Below are 25,076 nucleotides of genomic sequence, written 5' to 3' on the forward strand. Positions count from 1 at the left end.
ACTTTCGATACGTCGAGAAACACGACCTCGGCGAGAAGGTAGTCTCCACAGAACACCCCCAGCGCCTTATGGCGATTCAACAGAACCCTACGTTCTGATCTTTCGAGGGAACCGTTCAACTACAGTGTTCTACTCACTCGTTCTTTGGAGTATACCGAGTCTCTTTGACTTCGACTCCCTCCTCAAAATCGGCTGTATGGACACGAACTTTGGATTGAACACGCTCTTCGGCCTCTTCACGAGCGTAGAGTACTTTCGCTGGATTCTCGATACGGCGGATAAATGGGTCACCAGCCGCATCGACACTCAGGTTCCCGACCACGTATAGCCAATACCGTTGCTGAGTAGAATCACACTCGGCGGTGCGCCACTCGTTGAGCGTCATTGACCCACGGCCATTGTCGCCGGTACTGGCTTTAATCTCAATGAGCCGTTCGGCCTCGTGGCTTTCTGGATGGACAATTAGGAGGTCGAAGCCAGGATACCGTTTCGAGATACCGGCTTCAGCTGCCAAATCCGTTAGTACTGTATCCAGCAATTCGTCATCAGGGTCTCGTGTTTGCAATGTCTGACTGACGTCGAAAATATATCGACCCGGGTCGCTCACATCGTAGCATTCCTTCAATCGTTGGGCTTCGAAAACGGTTACCAGATCAGTACCGACTGATTCGATCTCGTCGTCTCGAGTTGCTCTATTCGGTGATGCTCTCTGATTATGCGTCCGTCCATTCGATCTGTCTCCAGTCCCATCGTCAGTATCAGTTCCAGTAGTCGGTTCTGGCCTTTCACCCGCCCCCTCAAGAATTTCGGTCCCTTCGAGAGCGAGCGATTCGACCTCGTATAGCTGCGAGGGCGAACTGGTTGCAGTCGATGACTCAGACTGACTGTCGGTCGTAGGTGCCCCTATACTATCGTCCGAAACCCGTTCTGCGTCAGATTTCTCAGTGTGGGCCACCTCCTGTTCGAACGAAGTCGTGCCACTGAACGTGGTAGGATCCACGTCGTCGAATCCATAAGACACTGATTTACCCTTGAATGCCGCCTGTTTTCGGTCGACTGTTTCGTCATCGAGATCCGCATATCGTGCATAGCTTTCGAGATCTCCGTTCCGGCTTGATTGGATTGCCAAGAGTACTGCCTCTACGTTCGGGAACGCCACATGGTCACAGAGGAGCTTTGCTGCACGGCGGCAGAGATTGTCGCCATGGTCTGCCTCGGGGAGTGCCAGTAGCGGTCGCGGTCGCTTGTGAGTCCCATCATAGATGTCGACGAGTTCGTCCCCCTCATTTGGATCAACAAACTCGACGGCTGTTGCGTCTTCGGGGAGACTCCGATGGTCGAGTTCGAGACGGCGGACGACCTGTAGTTCCTCGACGACGCAGACGTTATCGACAAACGTTCGAAGCGCACGGAGATCGTCATCAGCCTGCTCTGGTCGGTCTGCCTCGAGTCGGGCTAGTAGATACGGCGCTGCACGGCTCAACCACCGATGTAGTTTCGAGGTTTCGTCGCTCTCTTTGCCCATCTGGATCTCGCGAACCAGGTGAGTCGTGAAATCCTGTAAGCCAAACCAGTCACCGAATGCCCCCGCATCACGCTCAGAGAGCAGAAACGTCGGTGCCCCCAGTGAGCGTGCTTCTTGGAAGGCACTATCCGAACGAACAAATACGGTCTCGGAAGCCGGATGAAGATCGAACCCGTTGTCAGACTTTGCGACGACTGCTGTTTCCGCAAGGGTTTCCCGCGCATCCTCCCATTCGTCGGAGAGTTTTGTCACCGATTGCTGTGTCGACGGAAGCCGACGGGTGAGATTCCGATACACCGTCTGGATGGAGCGCTTCGCTGCGCCGATCCGTTCGGAGCGTTCGTCATCAGGGAACTGTTCTCTGATGAACGTCGCCAGATTCTCAACGACGCGACGAGCGTCCTCCGGTCGGAGCTCAGTGTCTAGATCCGATCTGATTCCGAGCTGATCGGCAAGTACTGACTCGTCGTCGTCTGAACCGATCGTAATCACGGGGAGGAGGTTGATCTGGTCGTCACGACCCAATTGAAGTGCTACGCGTTGGGTTGCTCGTGACTCCTGCCAGACCGCTGTAGGGCGGTACGAACCACTATCAGTCGGAATCCACTGACGCGATCGGAGCTGCCAGAGCCATAGGTTCCGTCCGATGGCGTGTCGTTCCTGAGAGGTAGGAATGCCGTTTCCTCGATCGATGACGTTACTGTAGCTGGTGCGGTTGAGACCAACCACAACATCCGAATACCGCGAGAGATCAGTTGCACCGCCGGGTGGCGTCTCCCACCAACACTCGAGGTGACTGAAGAGGCGACCAGCGAACGAGGCATCCGCTCTCGCTTTTGCGACGAACGTATCGATGTTCTCGAACCCGTGGAGGCTATAAAGGGACTTACTACTGAACTCCTCGAAAGGATACTCGTCTAGCGATTCGAGAAGATACTCGCGATACTCTTGCCATCTAGTCGAATCGACGGTATCCAGTGCGGAGGGGTGGTCCGGCGCTGTGAAGTCCTTGACCTCGGAATAGTACTGCTGTTGACTTGGTCCGAACAGTGGTGTCAAATGGACGTGCTCGCGGACGCCAAGCCAAGTGAGAAACTCCCACCAAGCAGTTTCGGGCGATTGGGAGCTCTCGTCGGATTCTGTTCCCTCGTCTTCCGAAACGGAGTCATTGCTCTTGTCGATGAATCGGCTCGGCGGAGCGACAAACGATGCATCGATGTCGGCCGCTTGAAGCAACGGTTCGATCCGTCCATGTTCTGGGACCTCAGATTGCCACGCTGCTCCGAAATACACGCTGTGCGCCGGTTTCCAACCACCCTCACGTGTAGGGACCGGAAGTCGACAGAGCGGAAAGAGGTCCGTTTTGGTACGCTGTTCGTACGGTAGTGGTGACTCAGGATCAACTGAGTCCACGCCAAGTTGTTGGACGAGTTCGAGCACTTCGAGTCGTTCCAGCGATTCGACGTCCTCCTGACCCGTCGTCCGACCAGGGCTCGGCAGCTTCGGGATAATCACGCCCTGGGCGAACGTATCGAATCGAAACTCGTCGAGTGGCCAGAGTTGTTGAAGATCTGCCTTGAAGTCGTCAGATCGGCCACTGCCCCCACGTGATCCCGTCCAGCCGTCAGGCCGGTATACCGTATTCGCGAAGAACTGGAACCTATCGACGGGCAGGTGACTCGGGCCGTCTTCGGGCGGGAGGAACAACCGATCTTCGTTCTTTTGTACGCGTTCGACGCCTGGCCCATCGGGAGAATCTATCGGGAACAATTCGGCGTTCGCACAGGCGTCTTTGAACGCATCAGCCTCCTCATCGATGTGACTCTCGTAAACTCGAAGTAAGATATCGATTATCGGATCGACCATACGACGCTGGCCGACGGTTTCGTAGGAACGAATCGATACATCTGCCGCTGCAGCTTCGAGCATTGCTGGAACGTCAGTATCTGGTACGACCTCGACGCCTAATCGCTTGAGCATCGTATGATGGACTGGATCAAGCACCGACTGGTGGGGGATATGTGTGTCAACGGCCCCAGTCTTGCCCGCTCGTCCGACCGAAGACAAAGACGCGATATCTCGGGCTAGATCGGGATGAGAATCACTCCCGGGTGGAAGTCGTGTGTCGGCGGGGGGTACGAGTGAGGATGTAGCGCCAAGAGATTTTGAACCGAGTACGGTGGGAAGCCACTCCATCTCCATGACCATCTCTCGCAGTTGCTTTGCGAATTCATGGACGAACGACGGCGCACTCTCCGGTATCTCTGACCACGGCAGTGAGAAACAATCGAGCAAATCGCTCGCAGTCGTCGCCGTATCTCGAGCCAGCGGGAGAACAGTATCGGGAAAGAGATCGAGCGCGGACGCAAGCAGGAAAGCGTTATATTGATTTTCAGCGTCCAAATCCAGCGGTATTTGCTCGCGTGACATGTTGGTGTTGAACGCACCGTTGATCTGAACTGGGATTGGGGACTGCAACTCTGTTGGGAGAAAGACGTGGAACATCGGTCGACTTTGAAACGGTCGGAGATGGACGCCATCTGACCGCCTCACGTACCGAAGTGCGATACCGACCTCCGCGTGCGTTATCGTCTCATCAGGTTTGTTCGTAATCCTCTCAGGGATTTTGAGTGATGGTCGACGGAAGACAACGTACTGTGTCGGTTCAGATGATTCATCTGACTCCAACGCTCCACGTCCATTAATACTGACTCGTGTGACTTTGACATCGTCGACCTGTCTGCTGTCGCGATCAAGTGTCCAGCTGAACTCCTCGTCGCCGATCGCAACTTCGAGCCTCTCCACATTTTGTAGGAACAGTAGCAGCTCTCTATCGATGTTGCGCAGGTCACGTTCAACCTGTTCACGAACACCGTCGAATAGTTCGAGTGCAAATACCGTCTGAAACCCACAGGGATGGTGATCCGTGTTGAGGAGTTGGTCAACTTCTTCTGGCCGTTCCGAAACAGGAAATGGGAGGCAGAGGACCGGAACCATGTCTTTAGTCATCCCATCGCGTTTTTCGATCGCGGTCTCAAGACAATCGGCACTCCTCTCCGGATCGAACCTGAAACTGATACCCGTCGAATATACTGCAGGGCGATCGGTGATCTCGAGGACTGACGTGAATCCGCGTCCCTTGTGTCCGATCGTCTCGTGTTCACCGTCTTCGACGGATTTGCCGCTAACACCCATCGTACAGAGCGAGTCGACATCTCGCTGCTCAATCTTTCGCCCAGTGTTCGCTACGTAGAGATAGTCGTCAGTTAGTTCGAATCTCGCGACTGCATCGCGCCCTTCTGTGGAGCCAAGTGCATCGTCAGCATTCTGGATCAATTCATAAATGAATCGGCGGGAGTAATCCTCGCTATTCTGACTCTCCTCTTCATATTGGGAATGGAGAAATCGGGGACTTGTCTCAAGGCTATCCACAGAGTCTTTGCGGAATTCGTTGAGAAAAGATACCTCCGACGGCGGCGTACTTTCCATGACCTATTATATCAGGAATTCTTTATATAAGAATGCCGGCTATCACGACGGTACAAACGAAAAGCAAGTCTCTGACGAGATCAACCTTCGGTGTTTCTTGTATCCGTCGGAAGCACTACCCGATTAATGACCATCAGCCCGATGTGAGCATTTTAACCATTGAGCGGAGTTCTGATTCGATCTCTCTTATCTGGTCAACCGACCACTCAAAATCCTCTGTGACGCCGGTATCGGTGAATCGGAGTGATGCTTTAACCCTTCGACTGGAATCGTGTTGGAAGAGCGCGAGCGCATAGGCGAGCATCTGGGGGCGATAGTGTTCAGCTAACTCATCAGTCGGCGTAGCTGAGCAGTCATTCGTCTTGTAGTCGATGATATAGTAATACTCGGGAGTGACGAGCAGCCGGTCGATGTCTCCAACGATCCGCGTATCATCGAGTCGGGCAACAACGGAGTACTCGTCGTAGGTCTCTTGGAGAGTGACGTTAGCCTCAACGCTGTCGACGAACGCAACCGCGTCATCGGCGTGGGCAATAGCCTCGTCAATATCAGTAACCGTGGGTTCTTCACCAGCCATCCCACTGATCCGGTAGATCAAATCATCCCACTCCGTTCGCGGTGGCTGGAGTTCATTGATCCGGTGGACAACAGTCCCAAATGTTGTCGGACTCAGTCCTGTTGAGTCTGTCTCAGTTGTTTCCGAGTAGGTGTGCCCGTCTTCAGAGGCAGCCGCGACCCCGTTCACAAGGGTCGTCGCAGCGACACGAACTGCCGGTAATTGAGTTGGTGGTGTCGGAATCGTTATCTCGGGGGTCGATTCCGCGGTCGATTCGTCAGTTTTCCATTCAGTCGGTCGCAACGGCGTGCGAACATTATACCTAGCCGCGCCAAGTTGACCGCCTGCCTGGTCGCTGTGAATCGCTTGGTCGAGAAGGTCGTCATCAAGCACCAGGGGTTGGAGCCAGTCCCGCCATCGGTCAGCCTCCTCAAAGGCGGCTACCTCGCCGAGTTCAATGTTGCCGTCATTGGTGTATCCAAACTCGTGGGTACCACACAGCAAAAGGTGATCCCGAGTCCGTGTACACGCAACGTAGAGAAGTCGCTTCGACTCCGATCGCTCCTGGGGACGTGACTGTCGGTCGGCGTACTCGTGGATGGCCGTCTTCTCGATCGAGAACGCATCATCCGGATTCGGACCACTGACAGCCGGAACTGGCGGCGCGTCATCGGTGCCCTCGACGAGTCGAACGTATCCATGGTCATCGACGGACCGCCCGAAGTTGAGACTACTCCCGAGATCAGGAACGGTGACAATCGGGAACTCCAGTCCCTTCGCGGAGTGGATCGTCATGATCCGAACACCCTCGACGTCCCCCGGGATGTCGGCTTCTCCTTCACGGGGGTCGATCTCGGCCTGTCGGTCAATACGATGGAGCAATCCGGCAGCTGTGTGAACACCGTTCTCACTCCAGGTGCGTACCTGATCGCGGAACTTCTCAACGTTCGCGACGGCCTGTTGACCGCGTTCGTCAGCACTCACACTCGCCAGATACCCGGTGTCGTCGATCACCTGGGACAGCAGGCGGTTCCACGGGAGTACGCCATCTTCGGACGGCGTCGCACAGCCGCTAAGAGTCCGCCACTCCGTAAGGAGATCAAACGCGTCCGCGAGCTGTGGATCGTCCGTCTTGGCGAGCGCGTCCCACACTGAATCAGCCTCGGCGACAGCCGGTGCGAGGCGATCATCAGCGAATCCGAACAGCGGTGATCGAAGCACCCCATAGAGGGAGACATCGTCCTGAGGGTCACCGAGTACTCGAAGCAGGTTCGTGAGCGCCTGGACCTCGGGTGTATCATAGAACCCGACGCCACCGACGACAGTGTAGGGAACGTCGTATTCCTCGAGGGCCCGTTGATACCGATCCAGATGGGTTCGCCGGCGGAGGAGGATTGCCGTATCGTCCGGCGTAGCGTCGCGATGAACACCCGTGTCGGGGTCTTGGACTGTCGGCGGATCGTCAAATAGGTGGGTCAGTCGAGCAGCGAGCGCTTGCGCCTCGGCCTCGATTGTGTGGTCGAGCGCGCCTTCCGCAACCGGATGGTCATCGCCGAAGAGCTCCGCCGCCGTGTCGGCGTTGTCGGGGACAGCGAGATACTCAACGCTGCCGGTGAGTCCCTCAATGTCTTCGACCTGGTCGCGCTGCGTGGACAACTCCTGCGGTGGCGCTTCGTAGGGTTCATGGGTATCACCTTCCGGCTGGAACAGGTACTCGAAGAGTTCGTTCAGGAACGACAACGGCTCGTCCAGCGTCCGGAAGTTCCCGGAGAGTTCGAGGGCGGTCGGACTCTCGGCATCGCTGTCGAGAACATCGTCAACCCCACGGGCCTCGTTGACGGTCTGGAGTTCTCTGCGCGCATCCCCGAACGTCGTCACGTCGGCCCCACGGAATCCGTAGATGCTCTGTTTCTCGTCGCCGACCAGGAAGACGTTCGACGCTGCCTGTTCGTCGACACCCGTGAGGAGCTTGACTAACTCCCACTGGCGCGGGTCCGTGTCCTGGAACTCGTCGACCATCACGGCCGCAAACTGCTCTTGAAGCCGCTCCGTGACGGCATCGTTAGCTCGCAAGAACTCGAGTGTCGTCTCGATCACGTCGGGAAAATCAAGCGTATCGCGGCGATCCTTCTCGTCGGTGTAGGCTGCGAGGACATCGTTGAAGACGCGCATTAGAGCGAGCGCGTAGTGAGCACTATTCGTTTCCAGTTCTCCGGGCGTCGTCTCGACTGCATCCGCGTGCGGTTCGACGGCCGCGATGACCGCGTCGATGGTGTCCTTCAGGTCGTCGTAGACGTCACCGTACTCACTCCAATCGTCCCGGTCACCGACGACGTACCCCGAACTGCTGTACAGGCCGCCGTTTTTCTTCTCACAAGCCTCGTACAGCTCGAGGATTGCCCTCTGACAGTCACGGGGATCGCTTTCCTCGGGGTCGTCAGGGAGTGTCGTCGGGACCTCGGTAAAGGTCCGATAGGCCCGAAGACCATCATTGTCGGCGATAGCACCCTCACGGTCGACGCGGTCCGCGACCGTGCGTAGCTGCTCAAGGAGTCCGTCCGCATACAGCGTCTGTCGAGCGTCGGCAGCGTCGAGATCACAGACAACCTCCCAGCAGATATCGACGTATTCGTCGACCTCCGCATCACGCCACGCCTCGAGGACCGCCTCGCTCTGTGGGCGCTCATCGAGTAGTCCAGCGAGTACATCGACCAGCTGGTCACGGCCCCAGAGCTGAGCAAGGAGCTTCACGTCCTCATTGTCCTGGTTGCGTTCGAGGAACTCCGTCACGACTTCGCGTTGGAGTGTCGCGGCGCCGTCTTCATCGAGTACGGCGAAGCCGAGCGGGACCGGAGCCTCAACGGCCCGTTCTCGCAAGAGCCGCGTACAGAACGCGTGAATAGTGTGGACGTAGCCGTCCTCTAGGTCATCGAGGACATTTCGCCAACGGTGGTAGGCCTCTGGTGAGTCGACAGCCTCGAGCCGATCGTACACCTCCTCACGAACGCGCTCGGTCAGTTCGGCAGCAGCCTTTCGCGTGAAGGTGATCGTGACGATATTCTCCGGCGTGAGCGACGGGTTCTCGGCCAGTATTGTCACGTACCGCTCGGTGAGCGTCGTCGTCTTCCCCGTCCCGGCGCCGGCAGTAATCGCGACGTTCCGGCCTTGGACGAGCGCGTCCTCCTGTTCTTCTGTGAGTTGAATCTCCACGGGTTCCTCAGTCATCGCTCATCACCGCCTCGATGTCCTCGTCGTCACGAACACGGAGTGGAACGTACGCAGCGTCGTCCTCGTGGACCTCGTCGACGAACTCCCGCTTGCGGTGATGGCGGACATCGCACGCCCGACTGTAGTCACAGTATCGGCAGTTCGCTCCACGGGCCGACAGAAGCGTCGTGTGGAACCGTCCGTTTCCGATCGCCTCGTCGACCTGACCCAACCACTCCGGAACGACATCGTTCAGGAAACGTCGGAGTTCGACCTCGGAATCGAACTTCGACTCAACCCCGCGTGGAACCTTGAGGTCGTTGGGGGGTCGCACCTGATAGTACGTCGCCGAGAGCGAGCCCTCCTCGAACAGATCACCGTCGACGACCTCGGCGGCTGCAAGTAAATAGATGGGAAGTTGGAACTTCGTGCCGCCGGTGGTCTTCGTCATATATGGTGCTCGCCCAGTCTTGTAGTCGTAGAGCGTGAGTGTCGGTTGCTCGCTATCCCGACTCACGTCGACGCGGTCGATGTATCCACGAATCGAGACGGTCGAGCCGTCCGGTCGCTCAACCGTGAACGGTCCCGCATCTGAGTCGGGAAGCCCCTCGCCGAACGGGACCTCGAACAGATGTGGGCGGGCGGCGCCGTCCCGCGAGAGTTCGTTGTCGAGGAAGGTAGCGAACAATCCCTGTTCTGGTGCGTCGTGGGGTTTGCTCCCGGCCTCATAAGGGGTGTTCTCGCCGTCACCCAGGCCCGCGAACAGCTCCGCCTTCCACCGTTCGTAGAACAGGCCGTCGTACTCGAAGTCAGCATCCCGGAGTTCCTCGACGGCGATCTCGCGAAGGTGCGTCGCCAGGCCGTCCCGGTCGAAGTCCGTGAGATCGACAGTATCCTCGGTCTCGTCCTGCAGATCCGCGAAAAACCGTTCGAGGACATCGTGAACGTACGACCCAGTTTCGAGGGGCGTGGGGACGACCTCGACGTCATCGGGGTCCTCGATTCCGAGTACTTCGTCAGCGTAGAACTTGAACCCACACTCGACGTATCGTTCGATTCGACTCGCGCTGTAGGGTTCTCGTTCCGACGGAGGGTATACCTCATCGACTGTCTCGGGTTCTAACACGCCGTTGTGTTCGGAGAGGCCAGCTGTTCCCCTGTTGTCCGCACAGTGGAGTCCCCGATCCGTACGCTTGGTCTGTTCGGGGGAGAGGTCACCTCGGTCGCCGGCGCGGCTGACTGCCGTACGCCGGTCGGCCGTTGCAGCGACGTGCCGCTGCAGGTCCTCGCGGGAGCCCACGCGGTCGTCGACGCCGTCTTCGGGTTCGATGCCGGTCACGCGCTGGAGTTCGTCGAGGACCGGCGACCGGACGACTGCGGACTCGTCGTCGCCCGTCTCTGGTGTGGTGATCGTGAGTTCGTCGACGTTCGCGAGCAGCGTCGCGAAGAGATAGCGGCCACGGAGTCGCTCGTCGCCGGTGGCGAAGCGCGGATGGGCCTCGGTCATCTCCTCGAAGAAGGCTGGGCGTTCCGGCGTCACCGGGAAGTGCTCGCTCGTCAGTCCCACGAGAAAAACCTTCTCGAACGAGCGCATCCGGGCGTCGAGCAACCCCATCACTTCGACGTGGCCGCCAGCAGCACGCTGCGAAACCCGGATCGGCACACCATCGAACGCACGGGTGAAGAATGCCAATGGGGAAAGGTCGCTACTGACCGCCGCCAGAGACTCGAACGAGGAGAGGACCTCGTCCACGAGATCGTAGGCCCGCTGTTCGACGGCTTGCTCGGCGTCGCTGGCGTAGTCCTCCGTCGCCGCCTCTAGGTCGAACCGGTCGTCTAACAGTCGACGGAGTGTCTCGGTTGCGTCCTCGACGTCGTCTGTTCGGAGCGTCTCTAGCGTGGCCAGCAGCTCCTCGATCAGTGCCGCCGCTTGGTCGTCGACGTCATCGAGGAGGGGTGACACAGAAACCGTGTCACGCCGGCGAGCAGCTGCCGTAACAGCGTTGGCCTGATCGGTGTCGACGACGTCGACCAGTGGATTCGCTAACAGGGACGTGAGATCCTCAGCACGGGGGTCGGGTTCGGCGAGGTTCAGGAGATCGTGTACAACGCTCCCGGTGAACGTCCGGTTCAGCTGTGAGGCAGCAGTCGTGACGTGCGGAATGTCGAACGTATCGAACGTGTCCTCAACATACCCCGAATAGACCTCCGTTCCCGGGACGACGACAGCCAAATCGTCGGGATCATGGCCATCGGCTAACTCGGTTCGGAGTTCGCGAGCGACGAAACGAATCTCGCGCTCGGGCGTCGGGAGTTCCCGCCACCGGAGGGCGTTTGGAACAGGGACGGTGTCGGGATTCGGGCGATAGAGTGACTCGGTGATCGTTGCAAAGGTCTGCCCCGACTGGTCGACCGGCTCGAGTTCCACTATCTCAAAGTCGAGCGCTTCGTAGACCTCCAGAGCGTCTTCCGCAACGGCGTCGACTCCGCTCCGACCATCCTGATGGAGCGGCAGCAGTGCAATCACCGGGAGTTCGTCAACGAGGCGTTCGATGAAGCGGCGTTCGACGGGGCGGAACTCGTGATACCCGGAAAGAACGACGACGTCAACCTCCGGAGAGAAATCCGATAATGGCTGCTCTGTCGTCGCTACGGCGTCGAACATCTCTCCTCGGGTACAGACCCACTCATCGACGTAGTCGGCATGGAGGTCCTGGTAGTGGCGGTAAGCGTCGACAGTAGCTACTGCGATACGGTCATCGAGGGCTGAGCCCTCAAACTCCGTTGCGAGCGCCTCGGAAGTCCGGACGCCGGCGTCATCGAAGAGTGAGAAACGGCTACTGAACGAATCTGCGAGAGCGGCTGAGGCCGGTTCGCCGGCGAGAGCGCCATCTGTTTCGGCTGTCGTTCTGTCAAGCGCGTACTCCGCGAGCCGGCGATTCAACTGCCCGGAGAGGGGTTGAACAGGGCCGTGGAGATGCTCGTACCACTCACGAACGACCGCGTCGAGGGTCTCGGCACGAAGAAGGAGAGGTTCGTGCGAAGCGGCCCAGCCGTCCTCGACCGTACTCCGACGTGCGTCGTTCCGCGTTATGTAGAGAATACTCCCCAGCGAATCGGTGGCTATGTCGTCAGCCCGCTGAAATGCTCGTTGTTCCAACCGGGCGTGTTTCGGGCCGGTGAGAAGCGTTGAATCCATCGAACACTCCCTACCAAGATATCGGCTATACTTCACTCTTGGCGAGACTGTCAGCTTAGGATGGTTTTTCGAGAGCGGCCAAAATAAATCAGAGAGGACTGTGAACTCAGTCGACGGCCACTAGCACCCGGACATCTGCGTCCGAGTGTCGTTCACGCTGAGTTCGAGCAACCCGTTCTTGCAGGAAAGCATCGATCTCATCGGCCAGCGTATCGGTGTCCTCTCTACCGACGTGTACGATCAGCGTGGATCGGTCTGGATCGTTGTTGTCACTGACAAGCGATACGTCTTTGAATTCGTCCGGCTGCCTGTGCGCCTCGAATTCCTCGGCGACCTGATCCGCTAGATGATCGAACTTATTCACTGGATTGGCTGTCAGAATAATATCTCTATTGTGACCCTCGCTTGAGAGGTATATCTATTTAATCTAAGAGTCAGTCAGCCATCAGTGAGAATGGTGTCAATCTCACTTCTCGAATTTGCCAACGCCAATCGGCCCATCTACTTCAGACCAGAAACCGATATAGAGGTATTTGACGATGACGAGGAAGAGTGGAATCCACTGTTCAAATCCTCATACTCCCTCTCAGCACTCATCGAAGCGCTCAAAGCGAACAGAATAGAAGCTGGGAACGTCCGCTTCGAGGACTCAGTCGCCCAAGAGTATCTTCACCACCTCAAGGAAACAGGGATTGATGACCAGCTGCATCACGAGGACCTAATGAATCCTGACCGGCTCGTGGCGTTTGCTGACGCAGGATACACAACGGTCGACGACCTCCTGGGGACAGCAGATCCGATCGATATCTCCAAAGACACCGGTGTGGACCGTGATATCGTCTCCAGTATAGCGACGAACTATCTCGATGGCTTCTCGTCGGGGAGCTCATTCGGTGATACAGGCCCGCTACAGGAACTGAATCCAAAGGACTCGTTCACTGGATGGGACCTCGTAGAGGCGTCCTCAAACCGGGTTCGATGGGTTTCGGCTGGGCGATTCAACCTCACTATCAGTCCGGCGCCGGACGGTAGTACTACAGTCACGTGCAACGCGCCAGAAGCAGAGCGGAACGCTTGGTATCGGAAAGGTCGCTCGATCGAAGCGGGACCTGATGAGTCGTTCACTCCCGAGGAAGCCCTTGAACAGTCTCACAAATGGTTGGAAGCGCATCAACTGGAATACGAGGACGATCTCGCCGAACTCCCTCGAATTGGGGCGGCGACCAAGGATTACCTAGCGCTCGAATACGGGATCACATCAAGAGAGGAACTACGAACATTTGCAGAGGATCAACCCGATGAGTTCGACGACATCTTTGGTTCTCCTGGAAGTGACCTCAGAGAAGCACTGGAACGCTAACCCGGCCACCGCACAACCTTCCGATGTCTATCGAGAGCAGAGATCACAGGAGGGATGCGGCGGATGCTTATATCCCTTTTACACAATAGATTCGTAGAGTACGATGGATATTGAGTACAAACAGGACAGTGATGGATATGATATACGCTACGTAGAAGGTATCCGACACGGTCGCGTCCCACATTCAGATATCTGTGACGATGAGACAGAGTACGTCATACGGTATGTGACAAACAAGGAGGGCACAAATCGGTGGGAATACAGACACCTTGGGTCTGGATATCGGAATGTCGACGAAGTAATCCCTACCCTCTCCAAGCTGCCAACCCTCGATGACGGTCAGAAAGTCCAAATATTGCTTAATTTCGGTCGTGTAGAGGAAGAATTCGGAATGGAGAAAGTGGGGTCCCTATACGGATCAGATGAATATCTCCCCGTGTATCGACTGTCACCGGGGATGGAACGAACTCTGAACATCACCTATCAGGACGAGATGAGTCTCCCCATCCTCGATTCTGAGCCATCTGCTCGAGGAGTCGGGGACAGCCCAACAGATATTGCACCAAGGTTGTTTGCAGCGATTTTGAATCTCCTCGCGAAGAGCGGCGAAATCGAAGAGTGGCATGAGTACTGGAATGATGATTCAGATACGTTTCAACAGGGCGAGTTCTATGAAACGGTGTACGCACCGCTGTTTGTGGCGTACTCAATTGTCGACGAAGAAATCGTCGAACTAGTAAACCGATACCACCTGGAGCAAGGCAACGACAAAGAAATCAAGAAGTCGTATATGCACTGCGGATTCTCCGGTAAAATCGACAATATCGCTCCACTGCTTACCCCGGAAGAAGAAGAGGTGATTCGTGAAGCGTGGAAGTACAGAAATGACCTCATCCACGGAATCCACTCTCGATTTGGAGTGCAAATTATGGATATCGACTTTGAGGTCTTGAGCAAGAAGCTATTATTCTCCATCATGAAGGCTCGGACACTCAATTCGTACGTAAACAGTGCGGAGTATCGAATTGGTGTGACTACTCCTGAAGAGGCGGTCTCACATTTGAAGGGAGACAGTAATCTACAGGATGCTGTTGCAGCAGCACAAAAAGCCATCAGAGGAGAAACGCACGCAAAATCACAGCTCTTCGGTTTTGACGAAGAACAACCAGAATAGAACCGTTTTCTCTTCTACTGAATTTGTGCGGATGCGCGGTTCAGCAGTCTCGTTTATGATTCATACGGCTCCCACTCAATAGAACCATCCTCATTTTGCGAATAGTGTATCGAACCGTTCCGCCAGCCAATACGGTTCCAGAGCTGATAGAGGGGTTCGCGGAGGGCCAGCGCGATATTAGAGTCCCAATCTTCAATCTCCACTCGTTTCAATTGGAAGGCATTCTCGCTGATCGGACGGGTGGTGTCTGGGCCGACAACTCGTTGTGGTTTTTCAATCGGATAGTTCGCTGCATCGATTATCGTGATATAAACGTACAACGGCGGATAGATGCCCGCAGTCTGGTACATTCCTCGGAGTCGATCCATTAGAGAGACGATCTCTTTATCGATGAACCACGCTATCCCGTGCCTCCCGTTCCGCTCCATAGTCAGCTTGGTTGTTACAGCTTCTACCCACCCATTACCGTCTAAACAGACGTACTCGGAAAATTTTCCTTCAGACAGCTCCGTATACGGAGCTGTAATTGCGAAATCACCGAAACCTTCTGATCCAGCCGACCGTGACCGGAATTTTGGTGGGTCAGGGAGATCGGGTGCGATCATTCTAGGAGGATCCGAAACCGACTCAACGGGAATGACATGGACCGCCACAATCGGTTCTTCATCAACTAATTCGCCGTGACGAGGCTGACGTTCCCGTAATCGGTCGAGTTGAGCTTCATATAATTCGTCAATATCCTGTTCTGGATCGTCGAGAGCATTCTGAGGGTCAACATGGAGATGTTCTTGGGCGAGATCGTGGTTGTCGATATCCATCAGGTCTTTTCTCAATCGGGCAAAATCCTTGATGTGGACGCGCCAGCCGTACGTATCCGCCAACTCGTTCTCTAATCGGTCCCGTTTGACCCCGGCAATCTCCGTGGTGGTCGCAAATATGAAGAAATCAAACTCTTCCGGGTAGTCAGCAGCTGACTCAGCGTCTGAACGAATCTTCTCCTCGATATTACTCGAGGTCACGCTACAGTGGAGCACGCCAGATTTTCCCGAACGCTCGAGAAGTGCGTCCCTCCCACCATCCGGACCCCTCACGCCGGTTGGATCGACGTCGTATCCTTCACGACCAAGCAAGTCAACAGCTAACTGTTCCAGTCTCGCACCATCCCCGATAGCGCGGAGATTTGCTTCAAGAGCAGTATTTGGCATCTATTGGTTCATCTGGGAAGTCCATACTTACAAAACTACCCAGCTACTGTGGTTGCCTTGTTGACTTCTCTCGGTTATCGAGGAATTGATCACACCACGTCGGAAGGGAATCCATCGGTCCATTTTCAGCCACAGTCCCATCGCCTGCAATCCGGGTAAACACGCCGTCCCGCCCCCACGCACACACGACTGGCTCTTGGTCTTGATCGGGTCGAGTCACGATTCGCTGTTGGAGTCGCGACGTATCCTCACTCACATCCTGCAGTACTGTGAGGAGCTGTCCTAGAAGTGGATGGCCTGGTGAAAGATGCTGAACCGATGGGAACTCGTCAGCACATACAGCAGAGAACGTCACCGCCACTTCGTCAGCACCAGTCGCAATAGCCTGTGCAATCGTCTGTTCCCCATCCCCGGCCGGGACCTCAATCGGTGCGTCACCTACTGAGAGGCGATATGTACTGTCCGCAAAGTCGAAGTCCCCGTCATCGTACTCGAAGTCAATCTCGTGAACCGGGGTGAATTCGACACCGGCCTCGGCAAGAGCGTCGTTATCGACCAACACTGACTGGAGACTCGGTGTCTCAAACGGGGGTTGATACTCGTACTCCTCCTCGCCGACATCGACGAGATCCGGGTGACTGTAGGACTGCCACGCATCAAGTTTTGCTTCGTCGACGACGTCCTGAGCGACGAGGTCGTCGACGTCCTCGAGTGACTCTCCGACATCGACGCGGTCGCCCTGATCGCGTTCTTCGAGTTCTTCAGAGAACTCGCGGTCAGCTGATTCGACTGCAGACTGGTCGTCAGCGCTGTCCGCGTTCAAGGTCGCATCCCGAATCTGTTGGCTGACGCCGGAGAGTATGGGTTGCATCTCACCGACGACGTTTTCGAAGAGCCCAATCCGGTCGTCAAGGCGATCGTAGATGTCCGTCTCAACCGTATCTTCGTAGCTGTAGTTGAGAATACGAATCTCGTCGAATCGTTGGCCGATGCGGTCAATCCGACCGATACGCTGTTCAACTCGCATCGGATTCCACGGCAGGTCGTAATTGATGAGCGCCCCACACTCCTGGAGGTTTAGCCCCTCACTCGCGGAGTCGGTGCAGACGAGGATATCGACCTGCCCATCATCACGTGAGAATTCACGCTTCACGCGCTCTTTCCCGACATGCTCCCAAGTTTCAGAATCGGGGTCGTACAGCTCGCCGCCACGACCGGAGTACGTCGCGATTGTCGCTCCTAGAAGGTCCGCGAGACTGTCCCGGATGAAGTCCATTGTGTCCGCGTACTGCGTGAAGACAATCACCCGGTTGTGGCCAGCCCGGTCCAGCTCGTCGAGGTCGTTGTACAGCTGCTGAATCTTCGGGTCTGTATCAACCAAGTCTAAGTCGTTGACGAACGCTTCCAGAGCCTCGATTTCTTCCTCGATAAGCTGTTTCCCCTCTTCAGTTACGCTCGGGATAAGTTCAGAGAGGTCCAGGTCGTCGCTACTAGCGTCGAGTTCATCCAGAACGTCCCCGTCGTCGAGGTCTGCGTCTTGTAGCGTTTCGAGGACGACCTGCTCCGCATCACCATAGTCCCGGTCACGAGCGCGCTCCCGACCGGCAAGCACGGTTCGTTGCGCCCGGAGTGTCTCAAGCCGGTGTTTCAGGCTCTGACTGATCGCATAGACACTCGAAGTAAGTCGCTGCCGGTACGTGGTCATCACGAACCCGATGGCGCGTGTTTGGGCTTCGTCAGTCTGTTGGGCTCGTTTGTAGAACTCACGTGTGTACTCGTCGATCTGGTCGTAGACCGCCCGTGTCTCCTCGGTGAGTTCGATTTTCCGTTGTTCGGGATTCCGGTTCGGGACGGTCGTATCGAGGAGACCGACCGCCTCGTACTTCCGTAGTGTATCCCGTGTATTCCGGTGGATGAGCGCGTCGACGGGTGTGGACTCCGAGAGAACATCGCGGATGACTCGCCAACCGCCCGGGGAAAGTTCGTCAAGTGCGTCCTGTCGGTCGCTGCGGGACGCCATCAACCACTCGTCGGCGTCTTCAGGATAGAGGAGTCGTTTGAGTTTCGTATCCTCGCTCGCCTCAAAGCGGTCGATGTCATAATCTGCCATCGCCTCGTCGACATGGTCGAGGTAGCCGTCGTAGGCGTCTCCATAGGCTCGTGCGAGCCGGCACGCGGTCAGCACACGCTCTTTGGCGATGGCACGGTCCTGTCCGTCTTCATTGATCTCGAGCTCGTCTGCAAGGTGCTGGAAGACTTTTGAGGAGAATGGCCGGTCCGTCGGGAGCCGGTCTTGGTGTTCCAGTCCATCGAGCGTGGCTTGCGTGTCCCAGGAAGCCTCCGCTTCGTCGGACTCTGAACTCGGGTTGTCGAGAACCTCGTTGAGGGCCTGCGACAGGCCGTCTCGAGTTTCGAAGAACTCCATGAAGGTATCCCGGTTATCCCAACCACCCGGAAGATCCAGCAACTGCATCAGGTCGTAGAGTTCGCCAGAGTGCAATTGCATCGGGGTAGCCGTCAGCAGGTAGTAGGCGTGCGTATAATCGCGAAGCTGTTCGAGAAGAGCGTAGAAATTACTGCCACGCCGGGCGTTGTGCGCCTCGTCGACGATGACGGCGTCCCACACGCCCATCCGGTCTTCCGTATCGTGGTCGCGTCCGCGACAGCTTGCCGGGATGACGTCCCGAGACCGGTCGGAAACCCGGTCTAAGGGAGCGACCTGATCCCACCGGTCGTCGAGACGAGCCGTGTGCCAGGACATAATGACGACCGTCGGCCCATCCAGCGGCGACGATGCGTCGGTATCAGTCGACTGTTGTTCGTAGAGGAACCGCCAGATGGGGCTGTCCGCCCATTCGCGCTCTCCAGTGAGGTCGAGGTCCGTTGCCGATGGTGGATAGTGGTCGCGACCGCGGACGTCTCGGAATACGTGATCGCCCGCTGTGTCCCGGTCGAATCGGACGGCGTTGATGTTGAACTTCTCCCAGAGTTCTTCCTGCCACTGCCGCTGCAGACTCGCCGGAACCAGCAACAGCCCGGTTTCAAGCTCCCCGGTGAGTCCAAGCCGGGAGAGTGTAAGACCGGCCTCGATCGTCTTCCCGAGCCCCACCTCGTCACACAGCAAGAAGCTCTGTGGATATGTATTGACGAGTGTGTCCGAGACAACTCGTTGATGGGGCCACGGCGTGATCGTGCTCGCTTCCTCGGCCAGTGCGAGTCCACCGGGTGAGAGCGGACCATCCTGAATGATGTTCGCTTTGTCGCGCTCCGTCGGCGGAGCAGTACCGTTCGCGATCTGAATCGCTTCTTGGAGATCGGTCTCGGTGTCTGGGGCTTTCCAGTCGATGATGTCCTCTTCGATCGCCTCGGGGAGGTCATACACTTCGACGAAGGGGTGTTCATCACTCCACAGTCGCTCAAAGGTCTCCTCGTCGCCGGCGACGTAGTCCGCCTGTTCAGGAATCCACGAACGGTGGACTTTGAACCGCTCGTAGTTGCGAGCCCAGCCGCCGACCGTCTCGTTGACGCTGCCCTCGAACGAAATCGTGTTTCCGTCGCTATCGTGGAAGAGTCCAACTTTCGGATGGAAGATCTCCCAGTCGTGAGAGGGAGAGCGTGGATAGGCGACCTTGATGTGGATCCGGCCCTCGCGGAGGAGACGCGCGAGAATACGGAGGTTCGCATCCAGACGTTCGTCATCGAGGTCCTCGAGGTTTTCCTCGAGGCGGTCGGTGAGCGTCTCTAGAACCGGACGGTCTGACTCATAGAGTTCGGTGCCGACGATGAGACGCATTTCACCATCGTTCTCGACGAGGGCGTGAATGCCGTTGGCAGCAGCCGCGAGTGCCGTACTGGAGAAGTAGCCCGCAATCCGGTCGTATTGCTGGCTGCGTTCCAGTGCGGGCTCGTAGAAGTCCTTGACTAAGTGGGCTCGCCCCTGCTCGGGCTTGCTCTCGTAGATCGACTGCCACTCGCGGTCACGTAGATTAGTCATACTGGAGGGGTTTCGAGTTAGGCGTGGTCACCGAGTTCGCTCTGTTCTAGGGTGTTTTCCGAGGGGTCAGTGAAATCGGTGGGGGTGAATTCCAGACCAAGCGCATCGTGGGTCCGGCCTAAGGCGAGGTCGCGAGCAGCTTCCCATTCAGAGTGATCCTGGGGGAGTACCTGCAAGAGTGCTTTTAAAGTGGCTTTGAACGGAGCATCCGTATCGAAATTCCGTTCCTTGAGCCAATCAATTGCAACGTCTTCACCTTGCTTCTCGTAAACATGCATCGCCGCGTGAACCGCATCCAGCGCAATTGTGAATGAGATAGCATCTGGATCGACTGGTTTCCGGCTAGACCGGTCCTCTTTTGGGAGAGTTATATCCTGAACTCTATCGTCGTAACCGCGCAATTTGATGTCTCCTCGGCGCTTTCGCCAGAGTTTGGTTGATCGCTTGATATCGTCGATATCAACCCCAATCCCGAGTCCTAATTGGTGCCCCTCGTCGTAGTTGAATGTATCTGACTCGTGAACAAGCCACGAGAGGACATACCACTCTGTAATGTCGTCCAATTCACCAAGACCTTCCCCCTCTAGATACTCATCGACAAGAATCTGTGTCACCGCTTCACGCGCTTCCTCTAATGCACGCCGCGGTGGTACTGGTTCATCTTGATCATCAACAACAGGATAGGCATCAGCGTACACTTTTAGAGTTGGCCCGAATGCAGAAATGATAACATCAGTCTTCGTGAGAGAGAGGCCTGAATCAAGAAGGTCTCGTGCAGCGTCTTTCGCGGCTAACCTTGTGTCGGCGCGCACATCGCTCCAAAGAGTCGGCACATCGCTATCAAGTGGGGATGAGCCCTGGGTAGTCTTCCGTCCAGTAAGCAACAGAGTACTATCAGCCGATCCGCTATCCTGAGTGTCGATTCTAGCCGGCATTTCACTAGAAATCGGGTGTGTTGATGTTATTGTGAACCCAGAGTTGATTAAGGATTTAGTGAGGGTGTCCCAAGCATCTGTTTCTTTATGAGTGAACATCACGGTCATTACTCCACCAGGCTTGAGAACGCGGTATAGTTCTGAGAATATCTCACTCATTTTCTGCTCATATTCATTATTTGCTAGTTCTCGCTTAGAATCAGAGCCGCCCGCAATACCTTCAAATCGGCTGGGATTCGCAACCGCTTCGTCATCCTTGTTTGTGAGATCTGACTGGAACTGGTCAGGATAGACGTCGTCCAAATATTCCTTCATCCAGACGTAGAACATATCCGATAATTCAGCATACATGATACTGCTATAATAGGGAGGATCTATCACAACTGCCTCGATCTCGTTATCCGGATAAGGTAGATTCGCAGCATCACCCGTAGATAGTTCCGCGGGAGAAGCATCATCGGGAAGATAAGATACTAGTTCTTCATAAGATTCAATTATTTTCCTAATAGCAGATTGATAGCTCCCCATACCACCGACTGACATATTGATATCTGCAAACGATTTAGCAAGGGACAGGTGTTTGCCCCCCATTGCGTTTGAGGGATATCCTTTCCCAGTATGCCACGGTGAAAAGCGGGAATTATAGTCAACGAGTTTACCCGGGACTAAGGAGAGAACAGTCAGAAGCGCCTCTGCTTCATCTTCCGGATGCTCTTCTTGAATTTCGTCTTTCCTATCTTCAAACGCCCTATAATACTCATAGTGAGAAACCAGCTGGCGTGGAGTGAACATATCTCTCCATTCATGAATCCCATGTTCCCGTGGTTCTCGAGTCTTTTCGCCTTCTGGTAGAGGAGTAGTCAAGAAGGACGCAAGATCAAAATCAGACTCAATACGTTCTTCAGCGCTCTCTAAAGCTTGATAATCAGCTTCATTAGGTGCTCGGAAGCTGTAGTTACCAGAGGAGTCCATATAACGGACGCAGATAATGTCATAACTGAACTCCCCGTCTTGATGCATATCTACGATATCCTCCGATTCAGTGACTATCCCACAATTTAGACACTCAGCATCACCACCTCGAGAAACTGTCCCCTGTTTATGATCAAATCCGTCTAGTTCCTCCTCCGTCGGCTCAATGATACAATCGTACTCAATCGAGCCATCTTCATCCACTTCAGGAACAGAGATAACCGTATCTGCACTCCTTCGGGTACGAATGGACCACTTCGAAACTAACGGTATGTCTGTCCCACAATCGGGACAAGTAACGACATGAGCGCAGACATAAGAATCAACGGAGTCATGCTCTCCTTCCGAGGGGAAATACTGTTCCAGTCTCTCCTCCGCGAGATTATCAATACGCTGGCTCCACCGCTCTAAATCGTCTTTTAATGACCCAACGCTTGGTGCGTAATTCAACAATACCTGTAATATTACCGATGGAACGGGGTTTAGCTCGTTAGCTTTAGTCGGCAAACCGTATCTGATCGCCTCGTATGGAATTACACCTCCACCCGCACAAGGGTCTAAGACGGTTGGAAGTTCACCATCCCACGTCTCTTCCAGTATTTCATGGATTTCATCTCTCTCTTTTTTATTCGGAGATTGTGTAAATGGACGTGGATAACCGTAATGGTCGCCCAGAGAACCGCTTCTATCGCCCTCACTAGCTTTCTTTTGTTCAACGTACTCCGAGATATCCCCTTCAATTCCTTCTTTGGGGCCAATTTGAATCCAGCTAAGTATTTGATCAGAATCAACATCTTCTGGGAGGATTGAGGCCAAAGTCGCTAACCTAGCCGCAGGTGTAGGGCGGCGGGCAAACCAAGGGTGAAGGTAGCGATGGGGAGGCATATGTTTGGGATTTGCCTCCTTCAGGTTCTCTATCCCTACGGCTTTCAGCGGGAGTTTCCCCTCTATTGCAAGATTCTGTCCTTCAACAGCATCCGGGTTAGACTCGTTCTCGTTCATTGTTCTATTTGATGTGGTCCGTCAGCAACACTCGAAGGGCCTTTTCGCCGTTCGGACTCGACGGAGACCGACACTTTGCGTACCAGTAGTAACACTCCTCATCGCTCATCCGTGCAACGCCTCGAGCCAGCGACCGCATCCGGTCGATACGCTGGATCGGCTTCACGCCACGGAACGCAACAGCAAGCCGGACACCTGCCGTTTCGGGTAGGAACACGAACCCAGCCCCCCCAGTGAGAACTTCTGATGAATCTCCTGGTGTGCCTTCAATCGCCTCCCGGACGACATCCTGGAGCGCACGGACGCGGGTCGGGTCAAGCCGTGCGACCTTTGCGCCGGCCCACTCATCCCACGTCCAGCCATCGAGCTTGGAAAGGAGGTCGTCCCCAGCGATGTCCGTGACGAGATCCTCAACTGGTGTGATACTCAACGAACGACCATCCCGCTCCAGACGATCACGGCGGGCTTCAGCCTGTTCGCGAGGGAGTAGTTCGTGGAGTGTCCACTCTCCGCCACCGTCTGTCTCTCGTCGGACAAGCGTAAACGTCGGGCGGCCACCGAACATACTCGTTCCGTAGCGAACCAGCCGGTCCTCATCTGTTCCCTCGGCGGGTGAGGTCTCAAGTTCCGAACCGCGACTCGCCATCAGACCGTCACCTCCGAGCTCGCTCGAATCGGGCCACGCCCTTCGACCCGGACGTCGATGTTACCAGCATCGAGGTCATTATCGAGGGCAGCGAGGAGGTCGTCACCCTCGTCAGTAATTGGTTCGGGCTCGTCAAACTGGAAGCGGAACTGGATGGTCTCTCGATCATTGCCGAACGAGCCGGGCTGGTCGATCACGTCCCGGAATCGGCTCGGTGACCCCGTGAATTCTGCGCTGTACGTCCCGTCGTCAGTCCGGGTTTCGTACTGCATTCGAACCGTCACCGCGTCCTCACGGGCTTTGAATCCGGGACGCTGGCTGACGAACTTGGCCGCCTGGAAGGGATCCTCTCCACCGACTTGGATTGTCACTTCTTCGATCAGCGGCGTCCGGTCAGTCCCGGCCTTCGATTCCGCATCGCGACGAACTTCCGAGAATGCTCGTGAAGCGGACATCATCTTCTTACTCGCCTCCCAGGATTCCTCGGGTTGGCACTCCTGGCATCGACCTCGTTCGTCCAGCAGCTGCTCGCTATCGACCTCTTTGCCGCAGGAACGACAGGTCGTATCGGACTGGTGTTCCTCACAGTAGTAGGGTTCGCTGCCTTCTGGGTTTTCAACCTCCGCCCCACACTCAGCACAAGTGGCAATCGTCTGTTCTGGCCGGTCGATTTCGTCGAGGTGGTCGTCGACGAGCGCGTCGATCTCTCGGTAAACGACGAAGGCGCCTCCGATCTGGACCTCGCTGTCCCGAATCGAGGTCTCGACATCGGGGGATTCCGCGAACGGTTCCGGGTGTGGCCACGTCGACGGCTCTGTCGTCCCGGCCCAGTACGCCGTCCCAGACTCGCCATCCCAGTATGCGTACCCGTGGTCACTAACGAGAGAAGAGACAGTCTCTCGAATCGGTTTCGTGCTGAAGAGGTAATCCAGCCCCGGCTTCTTCGCGTATTGGTTGACCAGCGCTTCGGTGGACATAGCGTCCTGAGTCTGCTGCCAGAGTTTCTGTTGGACGTGAGCCGACCCACGAGCGCCGGCGTCGCGTTTCACGATCTTATCCTCGAGCGTTGTCTGGACAGCGTCGACCAGTGTCGTCCCGCCGTTGGATTCGGTCGCACCGATGGTGATGTGGGTAAGCCCGTCCCGGTCAGGGTAGTAGAGGTGCCGGTAGACGTTCCGAACGAGCTCTCCGAGCATCAGCTGTGCCTCGTCGCTCCGTTCTCGAAGCTCCTCGATTTGTTCCGAGGAGAGGTCGGCTTTCTGTTCAGGGCTATCAAGCAGGGCCTCTATAGCCTCGAGACGCCGAGCCTCATCGATTGCAGCATCCATTCGATCAGCGTCAGGGGCGAGGAACAGAGCGTAGTTCTTGTAGATTCGCGTCTCAGTCTCTCCCTCGTGTTTTGCGGCTTGCTGCTCGTAGAGCTGAGTCACCCGGTTCGGCGGCGTATCGCCGCCGTCTTCGACAGCAGCGGTGTCCGGATGCATCACAGCGAGCTTCGGCGTATCCGGGGTATCCGGTAAGTCCGCCGGCGATTCAGGGAACTCCACCGGCTGGAAGCCACCATCGCCGATTTCCTTCGAGGTGAGACGGTTCTGGAAACGCGAATGAGCGCTCGCTTCGGGGGTAGACTCGATCCGCTGGTCGATGATCCGGATCAGGTTTGGTTCTTGCTTGAATCGGAGGCGCTCTTCCTCGTAGAGGAAGTAACACGCGACGTCCATTGGTCTTTAGCTAAGCCTCAGCGGTCGGTTGGATGGTGGTAGCGAGCTGTTCTTGAAGGATCGGTCGTTGCTTGTGGATCTTCTGAGCGTC

At 56.1% G+C, this 25,076-nt stretch carries 11 protein-coding genes; 3 read left to right on the forward strand and 8 right to left on the reverse strand.

Going from position 1 to position 25,076, the window contains the following annotated elements; translation table 11 throughout:
* Window positions 1-133: 133 nt before the first annotated feature.
* The 3 genes from BM113_RS20065 to BM113_RS20075 form a co-directional block, all read right to left on the reverse strand.
* Window positions 134-5,014 carry a sacsin N-terminal ATP-binding-like domain-containing protein gene (locus BM113_RS20065; protein WP_089789758.1) on the reverse strand — a complete coding sequence of 1,627 codons (4,881 nt, stop codon included), beginning with the start codon at window positions 5,012-5,014 and terminating at the stop codon, window positions 134-136.
* 133 nt (window positions 5,015-5,147) lie between these two features.
* On the reverse strand, window positions 5,148-8,795 hold the full coding sequence (locus BM113_RS20070) for a UvrD-helicase domain-containing protein (protein WP_089789759.1): 3,648 nt from the start codon (window positions 8,793-8,795) through the stop codon (window positions 5,148-5,150).
* Complete coding sequence (locus BM113_RS20075) at window positions 8,788-11,976, reverse strand: PD-(D/E)XK nuclease family protein (protein WP_177209236.1); 3,189 nt, start codon at window positions 11,974-11,976, stop codon at window positions 8,788-8,790. The genes BM113_RS20070 and BM113_RS20075 overlap by 8 nt, the downstream gene beginning before the upstream one ends.
* 145 nt (window positions 11,977-12,121) lie before the next feature.
* Here BM113_RS20075 and BM113_RS22480 point away from each other — a divergent pair, with 145 nt between their 5' ends.
* From BM113_RS22480 to BM113_RS20090, 3 genes are all read left to right on the forward strand, one after another.
* The gene (locus BM113_RS22480) at window positions 12,122-12,322 is read left to right on the forward strand and encodes a hypothetical protein (protein WP_177209237.1); all 201 of its coding nucleotides are present in this window, start codon (window positions 12,122-12,124) and stop codon (window positions 12,320-12,322) included.
* Between the two features lie 108 nt (window positions 12,323-12,430).
* Window positions 12,431-13,336 carry a hypothetical protein gene (locus BM113_RS20085; protein WP_089789761.1) on the forward strand — a complete coding sequence of 302 codons (906 nt, stop codon included), beginning with the start codon at window positions 12,431-12,433 and terminating at the stop codon, window positions 13,334-13,336.
* Between the two features lie 103 nt (window positions 13,337-13,439).
* Window positions 13,440-14,510, forward strand: a complete 1,071-nt coding sequence (locus BM113_RS20090; protein ID WP_143095873.1) for a hypothetical protein — start codon at window positions 13,440-13,442, stop codon at window positions 14,508-14,510.
* A 53-nt stretch (window positions 14,511-14,563) separates the two neighbouring features.
* Here BM113_RS20090 and BM113_RS22055 read toward each other — a convergent pair whose 3' ends face one another.
* The 5 genes from BM113_RS22055 to BM113_RS20115 are packed head-to-tail and all read right to left on the reverse strand — an operon-like array spanning window position 14,564 to window position 24,985.
* Window positions 14,564-15,715 carry a PDDEXK family nuclease gene (locus tag BM113_RS22055; RefSeq protein WP_143095874.1) on the reverse strand — a complete coding sequence of 384 codons (1,152 nt, stop codon included), beginning with the start codon at window positions 15,713-15,715 and terminating at the stop codon, window positions 14,564-14,566.
* A gap of 43 nt (window positions 15,716-15,758) precedes the next feature.
* The gene (locus BM113_RS20100; protein ID WP_089789764.1) at window positions 15,759-19,709 is read right to left on the reverse strand and encodes a helicase-related protein; all 3,951 of its coding nucleotides are present in this window, start codon (window positions 19,707-19,709) and stop codon (window positions 15,759-15,761) included.
* Window positions 19,710-19,726: 17 nt separating this feature from the next.
* Entirely contained in the window at window positions 19,727-22,618 is a 2,892-nt protein-coding gene (locus BM113_RS20105; RefSeq protein ID WP_089789765.1) for a DUF1156 domain-containing protein, read from the reverse strand.
* A gap of 4 nt (window positions 22,619-22,622) precedes the next feature.
* Entirely contained in the window at window positions 22,623-23,264 is a 642-nt protein-coding gene (locus BM113_RS20110; protein ID WP_089789766.1) for a DUF7680 family protein, read from the reverse strand.
* Complete coding sequence (locus BM113_RS20115) at window positions 23,264-24,985, reverse strand: hypothetical protein (protein WP_177209238.1); 1,722 nt, start codon at window positions 24,983-24,985, stop codon at window positions 23,264-23,266. The genes BM113_RS20110 and BM113_RS20115 overlap by 1 nt, the downstream gene beginning before the upstream one ends.
* Window positions 24,986-25,076: the final 91 nt, after the last annotated feature.

The sequence above is a fragment of the Natronobacterium haloterrestre genome, from assembly GCF_900112205.1.
GTDB classification, from domain to species: Archaea; Halobacteriota; Halobacteria; order Halobacteriales; family Natrialbaceae; genus Natronobacterium; species Natronobacterium haloterrestre.

Excerpts from the sequence above, each read along its gene's own strand:
- BM113_RS20105 (WP_089789765.1), bottom strand. The coding sequence starts at position 22,618 with ATGAACGAGAACGAGTCTAACCCGGATGCTGTTGAAGGACAGAATCTT.
- BM113_RS22055 (WP_143095874.1), bottom strand. The coding sequence starts at position 15,715 with ATGCCAAATACTGCTCTTGAAGCAAATCTCCGCGCTATCGGGGATGGT.
- BM113_RS20100 (WP_089789764.1), bottom strand. The coding sequence starts at position 19,709 with ATGACTAATCTACGTGACCGCGAGTGGCAGTCGATCTACGAGAGCAAG.
- BM113_RS20110 (WP_089789766.1), bottom strand. The coding sequence starts at position 23,264 with ATGGCGAGTCGCGGTTCGGAACTTGAGACCTCACCCGCCGAGGGAACA.
- BM113_RS20085 (WP_089789761.1), top strand. The coding sequence starts at position 12,431 with ATGGTGTCAATCTCACTTCTCGAATTTGCCAACGCCAATCGGCCCATC.
- BM113_RS20070 (WP_089789759.1), bottom strand. The coding sequence starts at position 8,795 with ATGACTGAGGAACCCGTGGAGATTCAACTCACAGAAGAACAGGAGGAC.
- BM113_RS20090 (WP_143095873.1), top strand. The coding sequence starts at position 13,440 with ATGGATATTGAGTACAAACAGGACAGTGATGGATATGATATACGCTAC.
- BM113_RS20115 (WP_177209238.1), bottom strand. The coding sequence starts at position 24,985 with ATGGACGTCGCGTGTTACTTCCTCTACGAGGAAGAGCGCCTCCGATTC.
- BM113_RS20065 (WP_089789758.1), bottom strand. The coding sequence starts at position 5,014 with ATGGAAAGTACGCCGCCGTCGGAGGTATCTTTTCTCAACGAATTCCGC.
- BM113_RS20075 (WP_177209236.1), bottom strand. The coding sequence starts at position 11,976 with ATGGATTCAACGCTTCTCACCGGCCCGAAACACGCCCGGTTGGAACAA.